The 21,541-nt window shown below is 66.0% G+C and carries 17 protein-coding genes and 1 tRNA gene; 2 read left to right on the top strand and 16 right to left on the bottom strand.

Going from position 1 to position 21,541, the window contains the following annotated elements:
- Nucleotides 1-10: 10 nt before the first annotated feature.
- Nucleotides 11-784 (bottom strand): 23S rRNA (guanosine(2251)-2'-O)-methyltransferase RlmB, encoded by a 774-nt coding sequence (gene rlmB, locus ECTPHS_RS00450; protein ID WP_008930693.1) that lies wholly within the window; start codon nucleotides 782-784, stop codon nucleotides 11-13.
- A gap of 3 nt (nucleotides 785-787) precedes the next feature.
- Complete coding sequence (rnr, locus tag ECTPHS_RS00445; RefSeq protein WP_040404635.1) at nucleotides 788-3,232, bottom strand: ribonuclease R; 2,445 nt, start codon at nucleotides 3,230-3,232, stop codon at nucleotides 788-790.
- A 111-nt stretch (nucleotides 3,233-3,343) separates the two neighbouring features.
- On the opposite strand from rnr, the gene ECTPHS_RS00440 reads away from it, so the two are divergent.
- A tRNA-Leu gene (locus tag ECTPHS_RS00440) sits at nucleotides 3,344-3,430 on the top strand.
- A gap of 325 nt (nucleotides 3,431-3,755) precedes the next feature.
- Here the strand turns inward: ECTPHS_RS00440 and fabG are convergent.
- From fabG to ECTPHS_RS00370, 14 genes are all read right to left on the bottom strand, one after another.
- Complete coding sequence (fabG, locus tag ECTPHS_RS00435; RefSeq protein WP_008930690.1) at nucleotides 3,756-4,529, bottom strand: 3-oxoacyl-ACP reductase FabG; 774 nt, start codon at nucleotides 4,527-4,529, stop codon at nucleotides 3,756-3,758.
- A gap of 65 nt (nucleotides 4,530-4,594) precedes the next feature.
- A complete protein-coding gene (locus ECTPHS_RS00430; RefSeq protein WP_008930689.1) occupies nucleotides 4,595-7,333 on the bottom strand; it encodes a cation-transporting P-type ATPase in 2,739 nt (912 codons plus the stop codon).
- A gap of 120 nt (nucleotides 7,334-7,453) precedes the next feature.
- Nucleotides 7,454-8,746, bottom strand: coding sequence for an adenylosuccinate synthase (locus ECTPHS_RS00425; RefSeq protein WP_008930688.1), 1,293 nt, complete (start codon nucleotides 8,744-8,746; stop codon nucleotides 7,454-7,456).
- 2 nt (nucleotides 8,747-8,748) lie between these two features.
- Complete coding sequence (locus ECTPHS_RS00420) at nucleotides 8,749-9,933, bottom strand: ATP phosphoribosyltransferase regulatory subunit (protein ID WP_008930687.1); 1,185 nt, start codon at nucleotides 9,931-9,933, stop codon at nucleotides 8,749-8,751.
- Between the two features lie 68 nt (nucleotides 9,934-10,001).
- Nucleotides 10,002-10,190, bottom strand: coding sequence for a DUF2065 domain-containing protein (locus ECTPHS_RS00415; protein WP_008930686.1), 189 nt, complete (start codon nucleotides 10,188-10,190; stop codon nucleotides 10,002-10,004).
- A 125-nt stretch (nucleotides 10,191-10,315) separates the two neighbouring features.
- On the bottom strand, nucleotides 10,316-11,194 hold the full coding sequence (hflC, locus tag ECTPHS_RS00410) for a protease modulator HflC (protein ID WP_040404599.1): 879 nt from the start codon (nucleotides 11,192-11,194) through the stop codon (nucleotides 10,316-10,318).
- Nucleotides 11,194-12,366 carry an FtsH protease activity modulator HflK gene (hflK, locus tag ECTPHS_RS00405; RefSeq protein ID WP_008930684.1) on the bottom strand — a complete coding sequence of 391 codons (1,173 nt, stop codon included), beginning with the start codon at nucleotides 12,364-12,366 and terminating at the stop codon, nucleotides 11,194-11,196. Before hflK ends, hflC begins: the two co-directional genes overlap by 1 nt.
- 81 nt (nucleotides 12,367-12,447) lie before the next feature.
- Nucleotides 12,448-13,731 carry a ribosome rescue GTPase HflX gene (hflX, locus tag ECTPHS_RS00400; protein ID WP_008930683.1) on the bottom strand — a complete coding sequence of 428 codons (1,284 nt, stop codon included), beginning with the start codon at nucleotides 13,729-13,731 and terminating at the stop codon, nucleotides 12,448-12,450.
- Nucleotides 13,732-13,801: 70 nt separating this feature from the next.
- Nucleotides 13,802-14,050 carry an RNA chaperone Hfq gene (gene hfq, locus ECTPHS_RS00395; protein ID WP_008930682.1) on the bottom strand — a complete coding sequence of 83 codons (249 nt, stop codon included), beginning with the start codon at nucleotides 14,048-14,050 and terminating at the stop codon, nucleotides 13,802-13,804.
- 160 nt (nucleotides 14,051-14,210) lie between these two features.
- A complete protein-coding gene (gene miaA / locus ECTPHS_RS00390) occupies nucleotides 14,211-15,158 on the bottom strand; it encodes a tRNA (adenosine(37)-N6)-dimethylallyltransferase MiaA (protein ID WP_040404598.1) in 948 nt (315 codons plus the stop codon).
- A gap of 1 nt (nucleotide 15,159) precedes the next feature.
- Nucleotides 15,160-17,019: a DNA mismatch repair endonuclease MutL gene (gene mutL, locus ECTPHS_RS00385; RefSeq protein WP_008930680.1), complete on the bottom strand. Its 1,860-nt coding sequence runs from the start codon at nucleotides 17,017-17,019 to the stop codon at nucleotides 15,160-15,162.
- A 5-nt stretch (nucleotides 17,020-17,024) separates the two neighbouring features.
- Complete coding sequence (locus ECTPHS_RS00380; protein WP_008930679.1) at nucleotides 17,025-18,383, bottom strand: N-acetylmuramoyl-L-alanine amidase; 1,359 nt, start codon at nucleotides 18,381-18,383, stop codon at nucleotides 17,025-17,027.
- A 106-nt stretch (nucleotides 18,384-18,489) separates the two neighbouring features.
- Entirely contained in the window at nucleotides 18,490-18,951 is a 462-nt protein-coding gene (tsaE, locus tag ECTPHS_RS00375) for a tRNA (adenosine(37)-N6)-threonylcarbamoyltransferase complex ATPase subunit type 1 TsaE (RefSeq protein WP_008930678.1), read from the bottom strand.
- Nucleotides 18,948-20,432, bottom strand: a complete 1,485-nt coding sequence (locus ECTPHS_RS00370) for a bifunctional ADP-dependent NAD(P)H-hydrate dehydratase/NAD(P)H-hydrate epimerase (RefSeq protein WP_008930677.1) — start codon at nucleotides 20,430-20,432, stop codon at nucleotides 18,948-18,950. The genes tsaE and ECTPHS_RS00370 overlap by 4 nt, the downstream gene beginning before the upstream one ends.
- Before the next feature lie 52 nt (nucleotides 20,433-20,484).
- Here ECTPHS_RS00370 and queG point away from each other — a divergent pair, with 52 nt between their 5' ends.
- The gene (queG, locus tag ECTPHS_RS00365; protein WP_008930676.1) at nucleotides 20,485-21,540 is read left to right on the top strand and encodes a tRNA epoxyqueuosine(34) reductase QueG; all 1,056 of its coding nucleotides are present in this window, start codon (nucleotides 20,485-20,487) and stop codon (nucleotides 21,538-21,540) included.
- Nucleotide 21,541: the final 1 nt, after the last annotated feature.

Below are 21,541 nucleotides of genomic sequence, written 5' to 3'. Positions count from 1 at the left end.
GAGCGGAATCTTAGCCGTTCGGGGCGGTGGAAGCAATCCGACGCTGCCGCACCGCCTCGTACAGGCACACCCCCGACGCCACCGACACGTTCAGGCTCTCCACCTGCCCCAGCATGGGCAACCGGACCAGGGCGTCACATCGCTCCATGGTCAGCCGCCGCATGCCCTTGCCTTCGGCCCCCAGCACCAGGGCGGTGGGCCCGGTGAGGTCGGCGTCATAGAGTTCTCCGGAAGCCTCGCCACTGGTTCCCACAATCCAGATGTTGAACTCCTTGAGCAGGTCCAGGGTACGCGCCAGGTTGGTGACCTGGATGAAAGGCACGCTTTCGGCGGCGCCCGAAGCCACCTTGCGCACCACCGGGGTCAGGCCGGCGGCCCGATCCCGGGGAGCAATCACGGCCGTGACGCCCGCCCCGTCCGCGGTGCGCAGACAGGCCCCCAGGTTATGGGGGTCGGTCACCCCGTCCAGCACCAGCAGCAAGGGCGCCGCGTCGCTGCCCTCCAGCCCCATGAGAAGATCGGGCAGATCCCGCTCTCCCAGAGCGGCCACCGGCTCCACCGTGGCGATGACCCCCTGGTGGCGGGCATCGCCGGCCAGGGCATCCAGCTCCCGCCGGGCTACCCGCCGGACACTCACCCGGGCCTGGGCGGCCAGGTCCAGCAGCGCCTGCATGCGCCCGTCCACCCGCCCTTCCTGAACGCGAAGTTCACGCACCCGGGCGGGGCTGCGACGCAGCAGGGCATCCACCGCATGCAACCCGAAGACATTGTCATTGGCAGCCATGCTTCACCCCTGACGGCTGCGGCGACGGCGACGGGAAGACCGGGCCTTCCCGTCGGCCTCGACCTGTGCCCCATTTGGTTCCGACGCGACCTTGGCGGTCTTCCCACTGGAGCGCTTGCCGGCCTTTTTCGGTTCGGAGGGCGGCACGGCGGCCTCGACCGGGTCAGCGGGCGTCTCCGCTTCCTGTCCGCGACTCTTGCGCCGTCGACCGCGGCCCGACTTGCGGCCCTCGCCACCGTCTCCCCGGCCACGCTTCTCCCCGGGACCCACCTCCTCCGGCACAAAATCGATCTTGCGCTCATCCAGATCCACCCGGGCCACCTTGACCCGTACCGGATCCCCCAGACGATACACCCGACCGCTACGCTCGCCGCTCAGGCGATGCCCCGCCGGATCGAAGTGGTAATAGTCGTTGGACAGACTGGTGACATGCACCAGACCTTCCACATAGATGTCCTTGAGTTCGATGAACAGACCAAAGGAAGTGACGCTGGTCACCACCCCGTCGAACACCTCGCCCACCTTGTCCAGCATGTACTCGCACTTGAGCCAGGCGGTCACGTCCCAGGAGGCCTCGTCCGCCCGCCGCTCCCGCATGGAGCAGCTTTCGCCCAGGGCCACCATGTCGATGTGGGCGTAGCAGAAGTCCTTGGGCTTGCCGCCGTCCAGCACATGATGAATGGCCCGGTGTACCAGCAGGTCCGGGTAACGCCGGATGGGCGAGGTGAAGTGCAGGTATTCCTCGTGGGCCAGACCGAAATGCCCCAGGTTGTCCGGGGCGTAGACCGCCTGGGACAGGGATCGCAGCAGCGCGGTCTGCACCAGCCGGGCATCGGGCCGAGCCTTCACCTGCTCCAGCAGGGCCGAGAAATCCGCCGGCGTGGGTTCGTCACCCCCGCGCAGGGACAGACCCAGTTCACCCAGGAAGCGACGCAGGTCCTCCAGCTTGGCGGGCTTGGGTCCTTCATGCACCCGGTACAGGGTGGGCATGCGCTTACGCTTGAGGAACCCGGCCGTGGCCACGTTGGCGGCAATCATGCACTCTTCGATGATCTTGTGGGCGTCGTTGCGCTCATAGGCCACGATGCGCTCGATCTTGCGATCCTCGCCGAAGAGGATGCGGGTCTCGGTGGTCTCGAAATCCACCGTGCCCCGGGTGTCCCGGGCCTTGCGCAACAGCTTGTAGAGGCCGTAGAGGTTTTCCAGGTGAGGCACCAGGGATTCGCGACGGCGGATGGCATCGGCCTTGCGCTCCACCAGGATCTCGGCCACCTCGGTGTAGGTGAGGCGGGCATGGGAACGCATCACCGCCTGATGGAACTTGGCATCCTTGATGCGTCCGCGGGAGTTGATGGTCATCTCGCAGGCCAGACAAAGGCGATCCACTTCCGGATTCAGGGAGCACAAGCCGTTGGACAGCACCTCCGGCAACATGGGGATGACCCGCTCGGGGAAATAGACGGACGTGCCCCGGTGACGGGCCTCCATGTCCAGAGGATCGCCCGGCCGTACATAGAAAGCCACGTCGGCGATGGCCACCCAGAGCTTGTAGCCGCGACGGCCGAGGGATTCGCAATAGACAGCATCGTCGAAGTCTCTGGAGTCTTCCCCGTCGATGGTCACCAGCGGCATGTCGCGCAGATCCAGGCGCCATTCCTTCGCCTCTTCCGGCACCTGATCGGAAAACCCCTTCACCGCCTCCTGCACCACTTCGGGCCATTCGAACGGCAGACCATGGGCGCGCACGGCAATGTCGATTTCCATGCCGGGGGCCATGTGCTCTCCAAGCACCTCGATGACCTCACCGATGGCACGGGTACGCTTGGTGGGCTGCTCCTTGATCCGAACCGTGACGATCTGGCCGGGCCGGGCCTCGCCCATGTATTCCGGCGGAACCAGGATGTCCTGGGGCATGCGCTTATTGTCGGGGGCCACAAAACCGATCCCGCCTTCCATGGCCAGGCGGCCCACCACCGTCTCGGTATTGCGCTCCAGCACCTCGATGATGGCCCCCTCCCGGCGTCCGCGGCGGTCAATGCCGATGACCCGGGCCACCGCCCGGTCGCCATGCATGAGGGCACTCATCTGACGGGGAGAGAGGAACAGGTCCTCGCCCGGTTCATCCGGGACCAGGAAGCCGAAGCCATCCGGGTGACCGACGACCCGGCCGCGAACCAGGTCGGACTGATTGACCGGCAACCAGCCGCCGGCACGGTTGCAGACCAGTTGGCCATCCCGCTCCATGGCCCGCAGGCGACGGCGAAGGGCTTCCTGGTCCACCTCTTCTTCCAGCCCCAGACGGCGGGCCAGGGGATCAAAGCCGATGGGACCATCCGAGTGGTCGACCACCTGCAGGATGAGTTCCCGACTGGGAATGGGACGTTCGTACTTGCGGGCTTCGCGATCGAAGTGGGGGTCCTGGGGCAAACTTTTTTTCTTTTTTGTCATGTACTGGCCGATCAAAATTTTTTCTGGCGGAGGTGTTGACAACCCCTCCGGCGGGTACTATCATAGCGCCTTCAGTTGAGACGCAAGAGCAACACGCTTCTCACTGGGATTGCCGAGGTGGCGGAATTGGTAGACGCGCTAGTTTCAGGTATTAGTGGGGGAGACCCCGTGGAGGTTCAAGTCCTCTCCTCGGCACCAACTTGATTTCGATGAACGGCCCGCTCAATGCGGGCCGTTTTCGTTTCAAGCGCCGGATTGTACCTCCTTTACTCCAGGAATCCCAGCCCGGACTTGCTGATCCGCCCAGCCAGCCGGATCAACCCGCCAGAAGAAAGTACAGGATGGCGAGGGCGCCGAGGAGAGCGATGACGGACATGACGACCATGAGTCGCCACATCAGCACGTCCATCGGACCCGGCAGTCGACAGACCGGACCGGAACGCCCTCCCCCGGCCCGCCGCCGAGCCGGGACTTTTGGCGCGCCACGCCTGCCCATGAACGACAACCGCATGGCGGGACCGGCTCAATCCAGCGCCAGCGCCGATTCCGGCAGGGTCTGGCCGCCGTCCACCACCAGGGTCTGACCGGTGATATAGCGCGCTTCCTCCGAGGCCAGGAACAGCATGGCCCAAGCCACGTCTTCCGGCTCTCCCAGATACCCCATGGGGATGGAGGCCTCCATCCGGCGCAGGTATTCCGGCCCCACATCCTTGAGACCCTCGGTGCGGATGTTGCCGGGCAACACGGCATTGATGGTGACGTTGTCACGGGCATATTCCAGGGCCGCCGAGCGCATGAAGCCCAGCATCCCCGCCTTGCTGGCACCGTAGTGCGCCCAGCCGGGGAAGCCCGTCATCGGTCCGGTGATGGAGGACGTGAGCAGGATGCGGCCGCTCTGCTGGCGCCGCATGGCCCAGGCGACGGATTTGACGCAGAAAAACACCCCCTTGAGGTTCACGGACATGACCCGGTCCCATTCGGCCTCGCTCATGTCCTCGATGGTCGCCGAGGGGAAGATCCCCGCATTGGCCACCAGGATATCCACGCTACCAAAATGGGACATGGCTTCGCCGATCATGGCCTCCGCATCGGCACGCTTGCTCACGTCCGCCTGACAGGCCACGGCCTGACCACCGTCTTCCTCGATCAGGGCCACCGTGGCCCGGGCGGCGGCCAGATCCAGGTCCGAGACCAGTACGCGCGCCCCCTCGGCGGCGAAGACCCGTGCAATGGTGCGACCGATCCCCTTCCCGGCTCCGGTAACCACCGTACTGCGATCCTGAACCCTGCTGACCATGGGTGTACCTCTTGATGGATTGACGCGTGGAAGTCCCCGCCCCCCCCTTGGGGCAGGGGCATTCATCATGAACCGACGGCCCCGGTTCGGCGGCCGGACTCATTGTTGATTCGATTCCGTACCGCCTTCTCCAGTTCCAGGATGAAGAACAACACCACGCCCACGGCGAGAATGACGCCCCATTCCTTCAGGCCCACCGGCTCGCTGTCGAAGAAGAACTGCATGAAGGGCGCATAGGTGAACATCAGCTGCAGGGCCACCACGATCAGGATGGCGATGAGCACGGCCCGGGTCCCGATCAACCCCTTGAAGCTCAGGGATGTAACCTGCAGGGAACGCACGCTCAGGAGATAGAAGATCTCCATCACCACCAGGGTGTTGACCGCATGGGTACGGGCCATTTCCACACTATAGCCCTGCTGCACCGACCACAGGTAGATGCCGAAGATCCCGATCAGGAACAGGAACGACACGAACAGGATACGCCAGATCAGAAACAGGGACAGGATGGCCTCCCCCGGCGCCCGGGGCGGCCGTTTCATGACATTCTTCTCCGCCGGCTCGAAGGCCAGCGCCATGGCCAATGCCACGGAACTGACCATGTTCACCCACAACACCTGCAGGGGGGTGATGGGCAGGGCCATGCCCAGCATGATGGCGGCGACGATGGAGCCGGATTCACCGCTGTTGATGGGCAACAGGAAGGTGATGGCCTTCTTCAGGTTGTCATAGACCCGGCGCCCCTCCCGCACCGCGTGGGCGATGGAGGCGAAGTTATCGTCCGCCAGCACCATCTCCGATGCCTCCTTGGCGGTCTCGGTGCCGTTGCGTCCCATGGCCACGCCCACGTCCGCCTGCTTGAGGGCCGGGGCATCGTTGACACCATCGCCGGTCATGGCCACCACATAGCCATGCCATTGCAGGGCACGCACCAGACGCAGCTTGTGTTCGGGAGTGGTGCGGGCAAACACATCCACCTCCGGCACGGTACGGCGCAGGGTCTCGTCGTCCATGGCATCCAGATCCCGGCCGGTCAGTACCTTGTCCCCATTGGCCAGGCCCAGTTGTCCGGCAATGGCCCGTGCCGTGCCGGCATGGTCGCCGGTAATCATCTTCACCCGGATGCCTGCCTGCTGACAGTCGGCCACCGCCTGGATGGCCTCCTCCCGTGGTGGGTCGATGAGTCCGAACAGGCCGATCAGTTCCAGGCCGTCCTCCACGTCGGAGAATTTCAGTTCCCGATGCCCCGGGTCCGCCGGCATGCAGGCCACGGCCAGCACCCGCTCGCCCCGGGCCGCCAGGGCATCCACCCGTTCCAGCCAGGCGTCCCGATCCAGTGCTGCCGGGCCGTCGGTGGTACGCACCCGGCAACACATTTCCAGTAACTGCTCGGGCGCGCCCTTCACGTAGATCATGCCCTGCCCTTCATGGTCATGGTTCAGGGTGGCCATGAAGCGGTGTTCGGACTCGAAGGGGATGATGTCGGTGCGGGGACGGTCCTTGTGTTCGAAGACCGGGTCCATGGCGGCCTTGATGCCGGCGGTGAGCAAGGCCCCTTCCATGGGATCGCCCTCCACCTGCCACTGCCCATCCTTCTTTCGCAGACGGGAGTCGTTGCACAGCACCATGGCCCGCAGGGCCTCCAGCAACAGATCCTCTCCAGCCGGATCCACCTCCTTGCCATCCACGGTGAAGCCACCATGAGGATCGTAACCCACCCCGGTGATCTCGTAGTCCCGCCCGGCCAGGGCGACGGAGCGTACCGTCATCTCGTTGCGGGTCAGGGTGCCGGTCTTGTCGGAACAGATGATGGAGACCGAACCCAGGGTTTCCACCGCCGGCAGGCGACGGATGATGGCGTTGCGGGAGGCCATGAACTGAACGCCGATAGCCAGGGTCACGGTGAGGATGGCGGGCAGCCCCTCGGGAATGGCCGCCACCGCCAGGGCCACGGAGGCCATGAACATCTCCACGGCAGTGTAGTCCCATACCAGCATGCCGAAGGCGAACACCAGGCCCGCCAGACCGATGATGGCCACCGTCAGCCAGCGGGCAAAGACATTCATGGCCCGCAGCAGCGGCGTGGTGAGGGATTCCACGTCGGACAGCAGGGTGCTGATGCGGCCGATCTGGGTGCGGGCGCCGGTTTCCACCACCACGCCGGTGGCCTGCCCCGCCGTCACCAGGGTGCCGGAGAAGGCCATGGATGTCTGATCCCCCAGATCGGCCTCGGCGGAGACCGCCTCCACGGACTTGTCCACGGGGACGGATTCGCCGGTGAGCATCGCCTCCTGCACCTGTAGACCCTTGACCTTGATCAGTCGCAGATCCGCGGGCACCTTGTCGCCGGATTCCAGCAACACAAGGTCACCGGGCACCAGCGCCTCGGCCTCGACGGTCATGCGCTCGCCGCCCCGGATGACCGCGGCATGGGGGGAGAGCATGTCCCGGATCGCCTGCAGGGCCTTTTCCGCCTTGCCTTCCTGAACGAAGCCGATGATGGAGTTGAGCAGCACCACCGCCAGGATGACGCCGGTATCCACCCAGTGCCCCAGCAGGGCGGTAATGACCGCGGCGCCCAGCAGGACGTAGATGAGCAGGTTGTTGAACTGGGCCAGGAAACGGCCCAGGGGGCCACGGGTCTTGGGGGGCGGGAGACGGTTGGGACCGTATTCGGCGCGGCGGCGCTCGATCTCGTCCGTGGTCAGACCTTCACGGTCGGAGGTCTCCAGTTGCCCGATTGCATCCCCGGCCTCCAGGTGATGCCAGCGGGGGGTGACTTCGGTCTCTTTTTCCTCGGACATGGGTCATCCTTCTTGTGAGTGGACTCACGCGTGAGTGTACCCGGCGCCCCTCTCCCCCCGTCGGGGGAGAGGAAGAGAATCGGGGAGACCGAACGGCGGACCGCCGGCACTCCCCTGCCCTTACTGGAAGGGATGACGCATCAGGATGGTCTGATCCCGGTCGGGGCCGGTGGAGATGATATCCACCGGGATACCAGCGATCGCCTGGATACGCTCCAGGTAGGCGCGGGCGTTGGGGGGCAGACGGTCGTATTCGGTAATCCCCAGGGTGGACTCCTGCCAGCCGGGCATTTCTTCGTACACCGGTTCGCATTCGGCATAGGATTCAGCGCCGGCCGGAGGTTCGGTGACCATGGTGTCGCCGCAGCGGTAGCCCACGCAGATCTGCAGGGTCTCCAGGCCATCCAGCACGTCCAGCTTGGTGATGCAAAGGCCGCTGATGCTGTTGATGGACACGGCCCGCTTGAGGGCCACGGCATCGAACCAGCCGCAGCGACGGGGACGGCCGGTGGTGGAACCGAACTCATGACCGCGGCGGGCCAGATGCTCGCCCATGGTATCGAACAGTTCGGTGGGGAACGGACCGGCACCCACCCGGGTGGTGTAGGCCTTGGTGATCCCCAGCACGTAGTCCAGGTCCAGCGGACCCACACCGCTGCCGGTGCAGACGCCACCGGCGGTAGTATTGGAGGAAGTCACGAAGGGATAAGTGCCGTGGTCCACGTCCAGCAGGGTGCCCTGGGCGCCTTCGAACATCACCGCCGCCCCTGCATTACGCAGGTTGCGCAGACGCTCCGGCACGTCGATCACCAAGGGCTTGAGCTGCTCGCCCATGGCCAGGGATTGTTCCAGCACCTGCTGAAAATCGATGGTGTCGGTGTGGAAATAATGCTTGAGCACGAAATTGTGATAATTGAGCACCTCGCCCAGCTTGGCGGCAAAACGATCCCGGTGGAACAGATCCCCCAGACGCAGGCCGCGGCGGGCAATCTTGTCCTCATAGGCCGGACCGATGCCGCGACCGGTGGTGCCGATGGCGGAGGCGCCCCGGGCCTTTTCCCGGGCCTGATCCAGGCTGACATGAAACGGTAGGATCAGCTGGCAGGATTCCGACAGGCGCAGACGCTCCCGCACTGGCACGCCGTTGTCTTCCAGCATGGCCATTTCCTTGAGCAAAGCTTCGGGGGAGAGCACCACGCCGTTGCCGATCATGCACTCCACCCCCTCCCGCAGGATGCCGGAGGGAATCAGGTGCAATACCGTTTTCTTGCCTTCGATCACCAGGGTATGACCGGCGTTGTGCCCCCCCTGGAACCGCACTACGGCGGCGGCCTTTTCGGTGAGCAGGTCCACGACCTTGCCCTTGCCTTCATCGCCCCACTGACTGCCCAGGACTACCACGAATTTACTCATTTTCAAGCGTCCACCACTGTCCACTGATTGTTTGTCTTGACCAGCACCCGGTCACAGCCCAGGGCCACTGCATCGTTATTCTGCCCGTCCAGCCCCTGGATCACCCGCTCTCCCCGGCAACGCAGGTCGACGATGGCGTGGTTCAGGGCCGGGTCCGGGTCCGCCGGCGCCAGGATGCCCCCCGGCGCGGCCCGCTCCGGACACCGGGACAGGCGCACCAGAGTCTTGAGATCGGCGCTGAAACCGGTGGCCGGACGGGCGCGCCCGAACACGCGCCCGATGTCGTCATAACGGCCGCCGCGGGCCACTTCCTGGCCGTTGCCGGGCAGGTAGGCGGCAAAGACCAGGCCGGTGTGATAGTGATAACCCCGCAGTTCCGCCAGATCCACGTGCAGGGTCACATCGGGGTGGGAGGCTTGCACTGCCTGCGCCAGGTGTTCCAGGGCGTCCAGGGAGATCATCACGGCATCGTCGGCACCGGCCAGTTCGATGCGGGCCCGGTCCAGGGTGTCCCGGTCGCCGTTCAGATCCGCCAGGACACCCAGGCGCCGGCGCTGATCCGCAGTGATCGGCAGCTGAGCCAGGCAGGTACGGATTTCCGGCAGAGCCTTGCGTTGCAGCAGGTCGAACAGACGGGTTTCCTGCTCCGGGTCCAGCGCCGCGTCGGCGGCCAGGCTGCGGAAAATGCCCACATGCCCCAGGTCCACGCAGGGAGTGTCCACTTCGCAGACCGCCAGGGTCTCCAGCATCAGGCGCAGGATCTCCACGTCACTGGCCAGACCGGCATGACCGTACAGTTCTGCCCCCAGTTGCAACAGGCTGCGGGAACCGGCAAAGCCGTCGGGACGGGTATGCAACACAGTGCCCACGTAGCACAGACGACTGACCCCCTCGCGCTTGAGGCGATGGGCATCAATCCGGGCCACCTGCGGGGTCATGTCGGCGCGCACGCCCATGAGTCGGCCATTGAGCTGATCGGTGAGCTTGAAGGTCTGCAGGTCCAGGCCGTGGCCGGTGCCCGTGAGCAGGGACTCCAGGTATTCCACGAAGGGCGGCATCACCAGCTCGTAGCCCCAGCCGTGATAAAGGTCAAGGATGCGGCGACGGCAGGTTTCCAGACGCTCCGCCAGCGGCGGCAGGGCCTCGTCGATACCTTCCGGCAACAGCCAGCGGTTGGAATCAGTCATGTGAAAGAATCGCTTGGATGGGTGCGGCATTATAACCCGAGCCGGCCGGCATCACGAAAAATGCGGCGTCATGCCCGTATCCACCAGAGGACCAAAGCCCCGGTCAACAGGCTGAACAGGCCGATCCCCCGCAGCACGTTGTCGGGCAGTTCGGCCACCTGCAGCAGGCCACGGCGAAAACCGGCGGGATTGAGAAACGGCAGCAGGCCTTCGATGATCATGAGCAGGGCCAGTGCCGCCAGCAGATCGGACCACATAATGAGGGAGTGACCTCGCGTTGATCAGCCCCCCCCAGGGGGGGAGGAAAGAAACGATGCCGGTTGCCGGACGACAAACGGCGGCCACAGGGGCCGCCGCTGTCACGGATTTCAAACCGTCGGGATCACTGCTCCCGGGGTCTGCCCATGCCCATGGGGTCTTGGAAATAGCGGAAGAACTGGGAATCCGGCTCCAGGACATAGAAGTTGTCCTTACCCACCATGGTGTTGCGATAGGCCAGCAGGCTGCGGTAGAAGGTGAAGAATTCCGTGTCCTGCTCGTAGGCCGCGGCATAGGCCGCTGCCGCCGATGCGTCACCTTCCCCCCGGATCTGCTCGGCGTCACGATAGGCGTTGGCGATGATCACCGTGCGCTGACGGTCTGCATCAGCGCGGATGCGCTCTGCCTGCTCCTGACCACGGGCACGGAAGTCCTGGGCGATACGCTCACGCTCGGCGCGCATCCGGCTGAACACCGACTCACTCACCTCGTCGGGCAGGTCCATGCGGCGGATGCGCACGTCCACCAGGGTCACGCCCAACTCACGAGCGGTGTCCAGGGCCTGCTCGCGCACCGCACCCATGATGGTGATGCGCTCACCGGATACCACCTGATCCAGGGTGTATCGGGCGAACTCGTTACGCATGCCGTCGCGCAGGATCTGCGCCATGCGGTCCTGGGCATTGCGCTCGTCACCCCGGGTGGCACGGAAGAACTGACCCACGTCGTCGATACGCCACTTTGCATAGAAGTCGACGATGACGTTCTTGGCCTCACTGGTGAGGAACCGGTCCGGCGGGATGTCCAGGGTCATGATCCGGGCATCGAACTTGCGCACGTTGTTGACGATGGGGAACTTGAAATGCAGCCCCGGGTCCAGGTCCGTGCGCTTGATCTCGCCCAGACTGAACACGATCACGCGGTCTCTCTCGTCCACCGTGAAGGTGGACATCCACACGACCAAGGCCGCAACGGCTATGGCAATCGCTGCGATCCTAAACATCAACGCACCTCCCGGGAACGGGGATCAGGCCGCTGCTGATTGAGGGGCTGCAACGGCATGGGACGGGTGGAGAGGGTGGATGGCGTGGTGCCGGAAGCGCGAGCATCCCGCAGGGCCTGGCCGTCGCCACCCATGAGCTTGTCCAGGGGCAGGAACAGCAGGTTGTTGCCGCCCTTCACATCCACGAACACCTTGCTGGCAGAACCCAGCACCACTTCAGTGGTTTCGATGAACAGACGCTCGCGGGTGACTTCCGGTGCCAACTGGTATTCGGTCAGCAACTGGGTGAAACGGGCCGCGTCACCTTCCGCCTGGGCCAGGACCTGATCCCGATAGGCCATGGCCTCTTCCATCAGTCGGGCCGCCTCGCCGCGGGCGCGGGGAATCACGGTATTGGCATAAGCCTCGGCCTCGTTACGGAAACGCACCTCGTCCTCACGGGCACGGATGGCATCGGCAAAAGCCTCCTGCACCGGCTCCGGCGGCTGGGCCTGCTGCATACTCACGGCGGTCACGGCAATGCCGGCGCCGTAGGCGTCCAGGGCCTCCTGAATCACCACCCGGGCGGAGGTGGCCACCTCGCCACGACCGGCACCCAGAATGAACTCCAGGGTGTTCTTGCCGATGCGCTCACGAATGGCGGACTCCATCACCTGTCGGGCAGTGGCATCCGGGTTACGGACATTGAACAGGAACTTTTCCGGGTCCATCACACGGTACTGCACGGCGATATCCACGTCGATGATGTTTTCATCGCCCGTGAGCATCAGCGCCCGGTGCTGGATGGAACGGATGTTGTCGATATCGACGATCTCCACCCGCTCGATGGGATAGGGCAGATGCCAGTTGGGGCCGGGGGTGGCCACGGACTGGAAGGCGCCAAAGCGCAGCACTACGCCCCGCTCACCCTCGCTGACGATGAAGAAGCCGGAAGCCAGCCAGATCACCAGGGCCAGGATGACGGCCAGGCTGATGCCGGCCGAGGCATGCTTGCCCATGCCGCCACCGTTACCCCCCTCGCCACCACCGCCGCCGCCGAAGACGGCGCCCAGCTTGTTGGACAGTTTCTTCAGGACCTCATCCAGGTCCGGCGGACCCTGGTTGCCGCCACGGTTGCCACCGCCGCCACCCCAGGGGTCTTTGCTGTTGTTTCCTGGTTCGTTCCAGGGCATGAGCTGACTCCGTTGAAAACGCGATCAAACGTCTGATGATAACAGGAAAAACGTGCAGATCAGGCGTACAAACTGCCCATTTTAGTCATCCATCAGTTTCGGTGTGAACCCACCCCCCCGAAAAAGTTCCTCCAGGCGCCGCCGGGGCAGCCTGACCTTGAGGCGCAGCTCGCCGGTTTCGCTCACCTCCTCGGCTTCCACCGCCTCCAGGGCATAGAGCCCCGCCCGTTCACGACCGGCCTGGGGCGGTAACGCCAGCCAGCCCTGGACGATGGATTCGGCGAAGTAGTCCCCCAACCATTGCAACAGGTCGTCCACCCCTGCCCCGGTTTGGGCCGATACCCAGGCCCGGGTGGGCGTGCCCACGGTACCCGGCTCGATCCGAGGCTCAGCGCCGGGAATGAGATCGATCTTGTTGAAGACCAGCACCTGGGGCACGTCCCTGGCGCCGATCTCCTCCAGCACCTCGTCCACCTGCCGTAGATAGATATCCCGCTCGGCGGCATGGGCATCCACCACGTGCAGCAGCAGCGCCGCTTCCCGGGTTTCGGTGAGGGTGGCGCGAAAGGCCGCCACCAGGTCATGGGGCAGATGACGTACAAAGCCCACCGTATCCGCCAGAATGACGCGCTGCTGGGAAGGCAGATCCACCCGACGCAGGGTCGGATCCAGGGTGGCGAAAAGCTGGTCGGCAGCATAGACCCCGGCCTGGGTGAGCCGATTGAACAGGGTGGACTTGCCGGCATTGGTGTAACCCACCAGGGAAACGGTGGGGATCTCCGCCCGCCGTCGCGACTGCCGCCCCTGCTCCCGCTGCTGCTCCACCTTCTCCAGTCGTTTCTGGATCTGCTTGATGCGCACGCCTAGGAGCCGCCGGTCGGTTTCCAGCTGCGTCTCGCCCGGGCCACGCAGGCCGATGCCGCCCTTTTGCCGTTCCAGGTGGGTCCAGCCCCGCACCAGCCGGGTGGACATGTGGCGCAACTGGGCCAGTTCCACCTGCAGCTTGCCCTCGTGGGAGCGGGCACGCTGGGCAAAGATGTCCAGGATCAGGCCGGACCGGTCCAGCACCCGGCACTGGAACAGTCGTTCCAGGTTGCGCTCCTGGCTTGGCGAGAGGGCGTGATCGAAGATGACCAGTTCGGCTCCATGGGCCGCCACCAGATCGCGGACTTCCTCCGCCTTGCCGCTGCCGATGAAATAACGGGGGTCGGGCGCCTTACGGGTACCGGTCGCCAGAGCCAGCGGATCGGCACCAGCGGAGCGGGCCAGCTCCATGAACTCGGAGCAGTCGTCATCACCGTCCTGCGCGGGAAGGTCCACATGGACCAGAATGGCGCGCTCGCCACTGCGGGGTCTTTCGAACAAGTGGTGTCACACCCTCGATGTGAATGGGTCGGATGCCTTTCCCCGACGGGGGAAAGGCCTGCCGGAGGCATCAGTGATGGCTATCCTGATCACCCTCATCGCCCGTGGACAGCTTGACCGGCCGGGACGGCACGATGGTGGAAATGGCGTGCTTGTAGACCATCTGGCTCACGCTGTTCTTGAGCAATACCACGAACTGATCGAAGGAATCGATCTGCCCCTGCAGCTTGATGCCGTTCACCAGGTAGATGGAGACCGGAATGCGTTCCTTGCGAAGGGTATTGAGAAAGGGTTCTTGTAGCGTCTGCCCTTTTGACATGGTCTGCTCCCGGATTATGGTCATCACGATTGTGTTCAGCAGGCGGGGGTGGACGATCCCGGCCCCAAGCCTGATGGTTTCAGTCTAGCATACCGCCCGAGCCAAAAATCCCACGCCGATTCCGTTCCCGAACAGACGTGGACGGGCAGGCGCGTAGCGGTCATTGCGACCCCAGGTGGTCCCGCACCCGCGCCAGCACGCCATTGGGGTCAAGGTGCTCCGGATCCAGCACTTCCACCTCGGGATAGCCACGCAACCAGGTCATCTGTCGCTTGGCCAGCTGTCGGGTGGCGGTGATCGCCTGGGCCACCATGACCTCATGGTCGATCCGACCCTCCAGATACTCCCATGCCTGACGATATCCCACCGCCCGCATGGCGGGCAGATCCAGACTCAGGTCATCCCGCGCCCGCAGGGCACTGACTTCATCCAGCAGACCCTGTCCGAGCATTTGACGGAAGCGATGGGCAATCCGTTCCCTCAACCGGGTACGATCCGGCGGCATCAGGGCCAGACGCAACACCCGCCAGGGCAGTTGCGAACGACGGCCCCCCCCATGGAACGAGGACAGGGGTGACCCGGTGATGCGATAGACCTCCAGGGCCCGCTGCAGCCGCTGGGGGTCGTTGGGATGGATGCGCGAGGCCGATACCGGGTCCACCCGGGTCAGTTCCCGATGCACCGCCTCCCAGCCCTGCTCGGCCGCCAGGGCGTCGATTCCGGCCCGGATGACGGGATCCGCTTCCGGCAGGGTATCCAGACCAAAATCCAGGGCCCTGAAATAGAGCATGGTCCCGCCCACCAGCAGGGGCACCCGCCCCCGCGCCGTGATGTCGCCCATCAGGGCCAGGGCGTCCTCCCGGAACCGGGCGGCGGAATAGGCCTGGGCCGGGTCCAGGATATCCACCAGATGATGGGGGACCCGGGCCAGCACATCGGCCCCGGGCTTGGCGGTGCCCACGTCCATACCCCGATAGATCAGCGCGGAGTCCACGCTGATGATCTCCAGGGGCAGGGACTCGCACAGGCGGATGGCCAGATCAGTCTTGCCGGTGGCCGTCGGCCCCATCAGGAAGACCGCCGGCGGGAGTGTCGGGGCAGAGGTCATGTCAGCGGCCCCGCAGGAACAGACGGTCCAGCTGTTCCATGGACAGGCTGACCCAGGTGGGCCGGCCGTGGTTGCACTGGCCGCTGCGCTCGGTGGCTTCCATGTCCCGCAACAGGGCGTTCATTTCAGGAATGCTCAGGCGCCGGTTGGCCCGCACCGAGCCGTGGCAGGCCATGGTGGCCAGCAGGGCGTTGACCTGCGCCTCCACCCGACGGGACAGGCCATGGGCCTTGAGATCGGCGATCACGTCCCGCACCAGGGTGGCCGTATCGCCCCCGGACAACAGGCTGGGCACCGCCCGCAGCCGCAACTGCTCGGGCCCGGCCCGGTCCACCTCGAAACCCAGGCGCCGGAAGTCCTCCTGATGAGTCTCGGCGGTGTCCGCCTCGGCCCGGCTCACGGCCAGGGTCTCGGGCACCAGCAGGGGCTGGGACTTGAGTCCCTCCGACCAGTAGGCCCGCTTGAGACGCTCATAGGTCACCCGTTCATGCCCCGCGTGCATGTCTACCAGCACCAGTCCGTCCACGGTCTGGGACAGGATATAGACGCCCTGCAACTGAGCCAGGGCATGGCCCAAGGGGTGGTCCACCGGTTCGGCGGCCGAGTCGGCGGACCGATCCGGCTCCGGGTGCAGGCGGGCATAGGCGGCCATGGACTCGGCCACCGGCAGGTGCAGGCTGCCCTGGCGCACAGGCCCTGGCCCATACCCTCCCCCGCTTCCCCGACCCGACGGGGAATGCGCCGGAGCGGATGACGGCGACACGGCGGGCACAGGGACGACAGGCCCCGTCGTCGGCATCGTGGCCGCCAGGGTGGGCTCCTCGCCGGCGGCAGGTTCACCGGCAGCGGGCTTCACCCCGGGACGCAATTCGGCCAGGGCCCGGTGCAGACTGCTGAAGAGGAAATCATGCACCATCCGCGACTCGCGAAAGCGCACTTCATGCTTGGCCGGATGGGCGTTCACATCCACCAGCACCGGATCCAGGGTCAGGTAGAGCACGAAAGCCGCATGGCGGCCGTGATAGAGCACGTCCTGGTAGGCCTGACGCACCGCATGGCTCACCACCTTGTCCCGGACCATGCGACCGTTGACATAGAAATACTGCAGATCCGCCTGACTGCGGGAAAAGGTGGGCAACCCCATCCAACCCTCCAGCCTGAGACCGGCGGCGGCCTGTTCGATGAAGACCGACTGCCCGATGAAAGCCTGGCCACAGACCTGAGCCACCCGATGATCCCGCTCGGCCTGGGACGAGGCCGCCGGCAGCCGCAGGGTGGATTTGCCGTTATGACTCAGGTCCAGGGTCACATCGAAGCGGGACAACCCGATCCTTCGCACCACTTCTTCCAGATGGCCGTACTCGGTGCGTTCCGTGCGCAGGAACTTGCGCCGTGCCGGGACATTGAAGAACAGGTCCTTGACGTCGATGGTGGTACCCACCGGATGAGGGGCCGGCTCGGGATCGTCGAAGCGGTCGCCGCCATCGCCCCGCAGGCGCCAGCCGCTATCCTCCCCGGCCACCGCTGAGGTCAGGGTCAGGCGGGAGACCGAGGCAATGCTGGGCAGGGCTTCGCCCCGAAAACCCAGGCTGGCCACCCGTTCCAGATCCTCCAGACTGGTGATCTTGCTGGTGGCATGGCGGGACAGGGCCAGGGCCAGTTCGTGGCGCGGAATCCCGCATCCGTCGTCCCGGATGCGGATACGCCGCACCCCGCCCTGCTCCACCTCGATGTGGATGCGACCGGCACCGGCGTCCAGGCTGTTCTCCAGCAACTCCTTGACCACGGAGGATGGACGTTCCACCACCTCGCCGGCGGCAATCTGGTTGATCAGCTGGGGGGGGAGTTCCTGAATGGACACGCGCGTCAGCTATCCCGCATGGGAATTTCCAGCACCTGGCCCACCCGGATGACATCGGAGCTGAGATTGTTGTGCGCGCGGAGCTGGGACACCGGTACCTGGTAGCGGGTGGCGATGCCGGAGAGGGTCTCGCCGCGCTGGATCACATGCCGCCCGCGGCGCCGTTCCGCCAGCAGGGTGCCCGGTGGGGCATGGCCGTCGAAATAGGCCCGCAGGCCGCCGAGCAAGGCCTCGGCCATGGACTGCTGGAAGGCCGGCGTGCGCAACTTGCGCTCCTCGGCGGGATTGGAGATGAAGGCGGCCTCCACCAGCACGGAAGGCACGTCAGGGGAACGCAGTACGGCAAAGCCGGCCCGCTCCACCCGGGGACTGCGGACCTTCCCCACCCGGTGCAGTTCACCGATCATGGCATCCGCCAGGGTCTTGCTGGCCTCCAGGGTGCCGTTCTGGGTCAGGTCCAGCAGGACCGAGGCCAGGACGTCATCCTTGTCGTTGATGGGCACCGCCCCCAGGCGCCGGTCGGCCTCGTTCTCCCGCTGGGCCAGCCAACGTGCCGCCTCACTGGTGGCGCCGCGATCGGAGAGCATGTAGACAGAGGAACCCTGCACCTGGGCATTGGGGGCGGCATCGGCATGGATGGAGATGAAGACGTCGGCATGCTGCTGCCGCGCCCGGTTGATGCGTTCACGCAAGGGCAGGAAATAGTCGCCGGTACGGATCATCACCGGCGTCATGCCCGGCTCCCGCTGCACCAGGGTCTCCAGACGGCGGGCAATGGCCAGCACCACGTCTTTTTCATAGGTACCGCCGGGTCCGATGGCGCCCGGGTCCTTGCCCCCGTGTCCGGCATCGATGGCGACGATCACATCCCGGGACCGAACCGCTTCCCGGACGGACTGGGTGACGACCGGCTCGGCAACACCTTCCTGCTGGAGGTCGATCACCAGACGGTGACCGGCCCCGTCGGCGGGCCGCAAGAGGAAGGTTCGGGGACTGACGGGATGCCTGAGATCGATCACCACCCGCAGATCCTGTTCATTGCGGGGGGCATGGCGCACGCCGCGCAAAGGCCCCGAGGCGGCACCGGCGGCACGCAGATCGACGGCGGCCCGGGCCTTGCGCAGATCAAGCACCACCCGGTCCGGATTGCTGAGGGTGAACACGGCATGATCCACCGGACCACTGAGCTCGAACACCAGACGCGTCACCTCGCCGTCCACGGAGGTGCGCACCCCTCTCACCGCCGTCTGACCGGACGCCCATACGGCCCCCGGCCACCACAGACCGGCCGCCGTCGCACTGGAGGCGAACAGCAGACTTCGCAGGAATTGCCGCCGCCTGGCTTGGTATCCGTCGTCGGTCACGGTTCCGACCCCCTGAAAAGATTCAGACTCTCTCCTATAGTGTGGCTGATGAGACGGGAATTGCAAGCCTGAAAGGGCTGTAATATTAGCCAGATACGCGGCTGTCTTAGGGTGAATTCTCCATCACCTGCCGTACCCACTCCGCACCGGCGGGGCTTTGCGCCGACACCACCACACGACGTCCCGCGCCGCTGGCCGTCAGGGACAGGCACAGATCCGGCGCCGGCAACCAGCCCCGCCCCTGCCGCGGCCACTCCACCAGATTCAGTGCCTGCCCCCCCAGTTCCTCGCGAACCCCCAGGTATTCCAGCTCCTCGGGGTCCTCCAGTCGGTAGAGATCAAAGTGCAGGATGCGACGACCGGCGATGTCATAGGGTTCCACCAGGGTATAGGTGGGACTCTTGACCGCCCCCCCATGCCCCAGCCCCCGCAGGAAACCCCGGACCAGGGTGGTCTTGCCCGCCCCCAGGTCCCCTTCCAGAAACACCACCCCCTCGTGGGGGCAGGCCGCCGCCAGACGAGCCCCGAAGGCTTCGGTGGCGGCCTCGTCCGCCAGTTCCAGGATCATGAATTGATGACCTCGCGCAGATGACATAGAAGATCGGAGGCCAGCAGCCCCCGCTCACCGACCCGGGCCGCCCGATCGGCGGCCGCGCCATGGACCCAGCAACCCAGGGCCGCCGACTCTGCCAGGCTCCCGCCCGCGGGCAGATGCTGGGCCAGCAACCCGGCAATGATACCGGTCAGCACATCCCCCATGCCGCCGGAAGCCATGCCGGGATTACCGGTATCACACAGATGCAGCCCGGATGCATCCCGGATCAGACTGCCCACCCCCTTGAGGACACAGACGCCGCCATGGCGCCGGACAATGGCGGCGGCCGCGCCGGGTCGGTCGGCCTGGATCGTCGCTGTGTCACACCCCAGCAGGCGCGCCGCCTCACCGGGATGCGGGGTCAGAATCCAGTCTTCCCGGCATCGGGGGGCGGCGGCCAGCAGATTCAGGCCATCGGCATCCACCACCATCGGCCCATCCCAGTCCCCGAGGCGCGCCCACAGGCGCCGCCCCCAGTCTCCGGTGCCCAGCCCCGGCCCCACGGCCACCACGTCGGCCCGCGCCAACAGGACCTCCAGGTCACCGGGGCGCTGGATGCCGTGGCACATCAATTCCGGTCGCGCCAGGGGAATCAGGGCGGCATGATCGGGATGGGTGGCCAGGGTCACCAGTCCCGCCCCCACCCGGGCCGCCGCCTCTCCCGCCAGCCGAACAGCCCCCGGCATGCCCCGACCGCCGCCGATCACCAGTACATGACCAAAATGGCCCTTGTGGGCATCCCGGGATCGCGGCGGGAAGGCCCGGGACAGGTCGGGCCGGACCCGCCGGGCCGCCGGCGGCAGGTCGTCGAACACCGGCGCCGGAACCCCCAGCCCATCCATGAACAGTTCCCCCCGACAGGCCGGACCCGCCCCGGTCATGAGCCCCAGTTTGAGGCCGATGAAGCTCAGGGTGACGTCGGCCTCCACCACACATCCCATGACGGCGCCGGTATCCGCATTCAGCCCCGAGGGGATGTCCAGGGCCAGCACCGGGCCGGCCGCCCGGTTGATGGAGCGGATCAGGCGGGCCATGTCGCCTTCCACCGCCCGCGTCAGCCCCGTCCCCAGCAAACCGTCCACGATCACGTCCGCGGCCGCCAGGGCCTCGTCCGGCGCCGACAGGGGCTGACCGCAGGCCTGCCAGTCCCGCCAGGCCCGCTCGGCTTCGCCGCGGAGCCGGGCGGGATCGGTGGCCGCCACCACCCGCACCGACAGACCCGCCTCCAGGGCCAGGCGAGCCAGCACATAGCCGTCCCCGCCGTTGTTGCCCGGCCCGCAACAGACGGCCAGGGTACGGGCCCCGGGCCACTGCCGCCTCAGCCGGTCCAGGGCGGCCGCGCCGGCCCGGCACATGAGGGTGTAACCGGGAATACCGTGATCCTCGATGGCCCGGCGGTCCAACTCCCGGACCTGGGCTGCGGTGTAAAGGGCTTCGGGCAGGTCGGCGGACATGGCAGGCTCGATCCGGTGGCAAAGGGCTTGTCAGCCGTAGTATAAGCCCAGGATGACCACCACTGATCTGCTCGCCCTGACCCAACGGATCAAGACCTGGGCGCTGGAACTGGGCTTTGACCGGGCCGGCATTTGCGACACCGACCTCGCCGTCCACGAGGCCCATCTGCTGCGCTGGCTGGACCAGGGCCGCCATGGCGAGATGGACTACATGGCCCGCCACGGCACCCGGCGCTCCCGTCCTGAAGCACTGGTCCCTGGCACCCTGCGCATCATCTCCGTGCGCATGGCCTACTGGCCGCCCCGGACCCGGGACGCCGGCTCCGTGCTCGACGATCCCGAGGCGGCCTTCATCTCCCGCTATGCCCTCGGACGGGACTACCACAAGGTGATCCGCAAGCGTCTGCAGACCCTGGCCGAGCGCATCGAGTCGGTCACCGGACCCTTCGGCTACCGGGCCTTTGTCGACAGCGCCCCGGTGCTGGAAAAGGCCCTGGCGGAGAAGGCCGGACTGGGCTGGATCGGCAAGCACACCAACCTGCTCAGCCGGCACCACGGTTCCTGGTACTTCCTCGGTGAACTCTACACCGACCTGCCCCTGCCCCTGGATGAGCCGGAGCGCAGTCACTGCGGTCGCTGTCGGGCCTGCCTGGACGTCTGCCCCACCGCGGCCATCGTTGCGCCCTATGAACTGGATGCCCGGCGCTGCATCTCCTATCTCACCATCGAGCACCCCGGCAACATCCCCGAGCCGCTGCGGCCGCTGATGGGCAACCGGATCTACGGCTGCGACGACTGTCAGCTGGTCTGCCCCTGGAATCGCCGGGCCGGGGTGGCGGTGGAACCGGACTTTCGTGCCCGGCATGGGCTGGATGACATCGACCTGGTGACTCTGTTCGACTGGGACGAGCCGACCTTCCTGCGACTCACCGAAGGGTCGGTGATCCGGCGCATCGGCCATGAACGGTGGCTACGCAATCTGGCCGTGGGGCTGGGCAATGCCCGGCCCTCACCCACCGTCCGGGAAGCCCTGACGCGGCGACTGGAACATCCCAGCGCCTGTGTGCGGGAACATGTGCGGTGGGCCCTGGACCGGCACGGTCAATGAG

Source organism: Ectothiorhodospira sp. PHS-1 (genome assembly GCF_000225005.1).
Taxonomy (GTDB): domain Bacteria; phylum Pseudomonadota; class Gammaproteobacteria; order Ectothiorhodospirales; family Ectothiorhodospiraceae; genus Ectothiorhodospira.
This window is presented reverse-complemented; position numbering and strand designations above follow the sequence as displayed.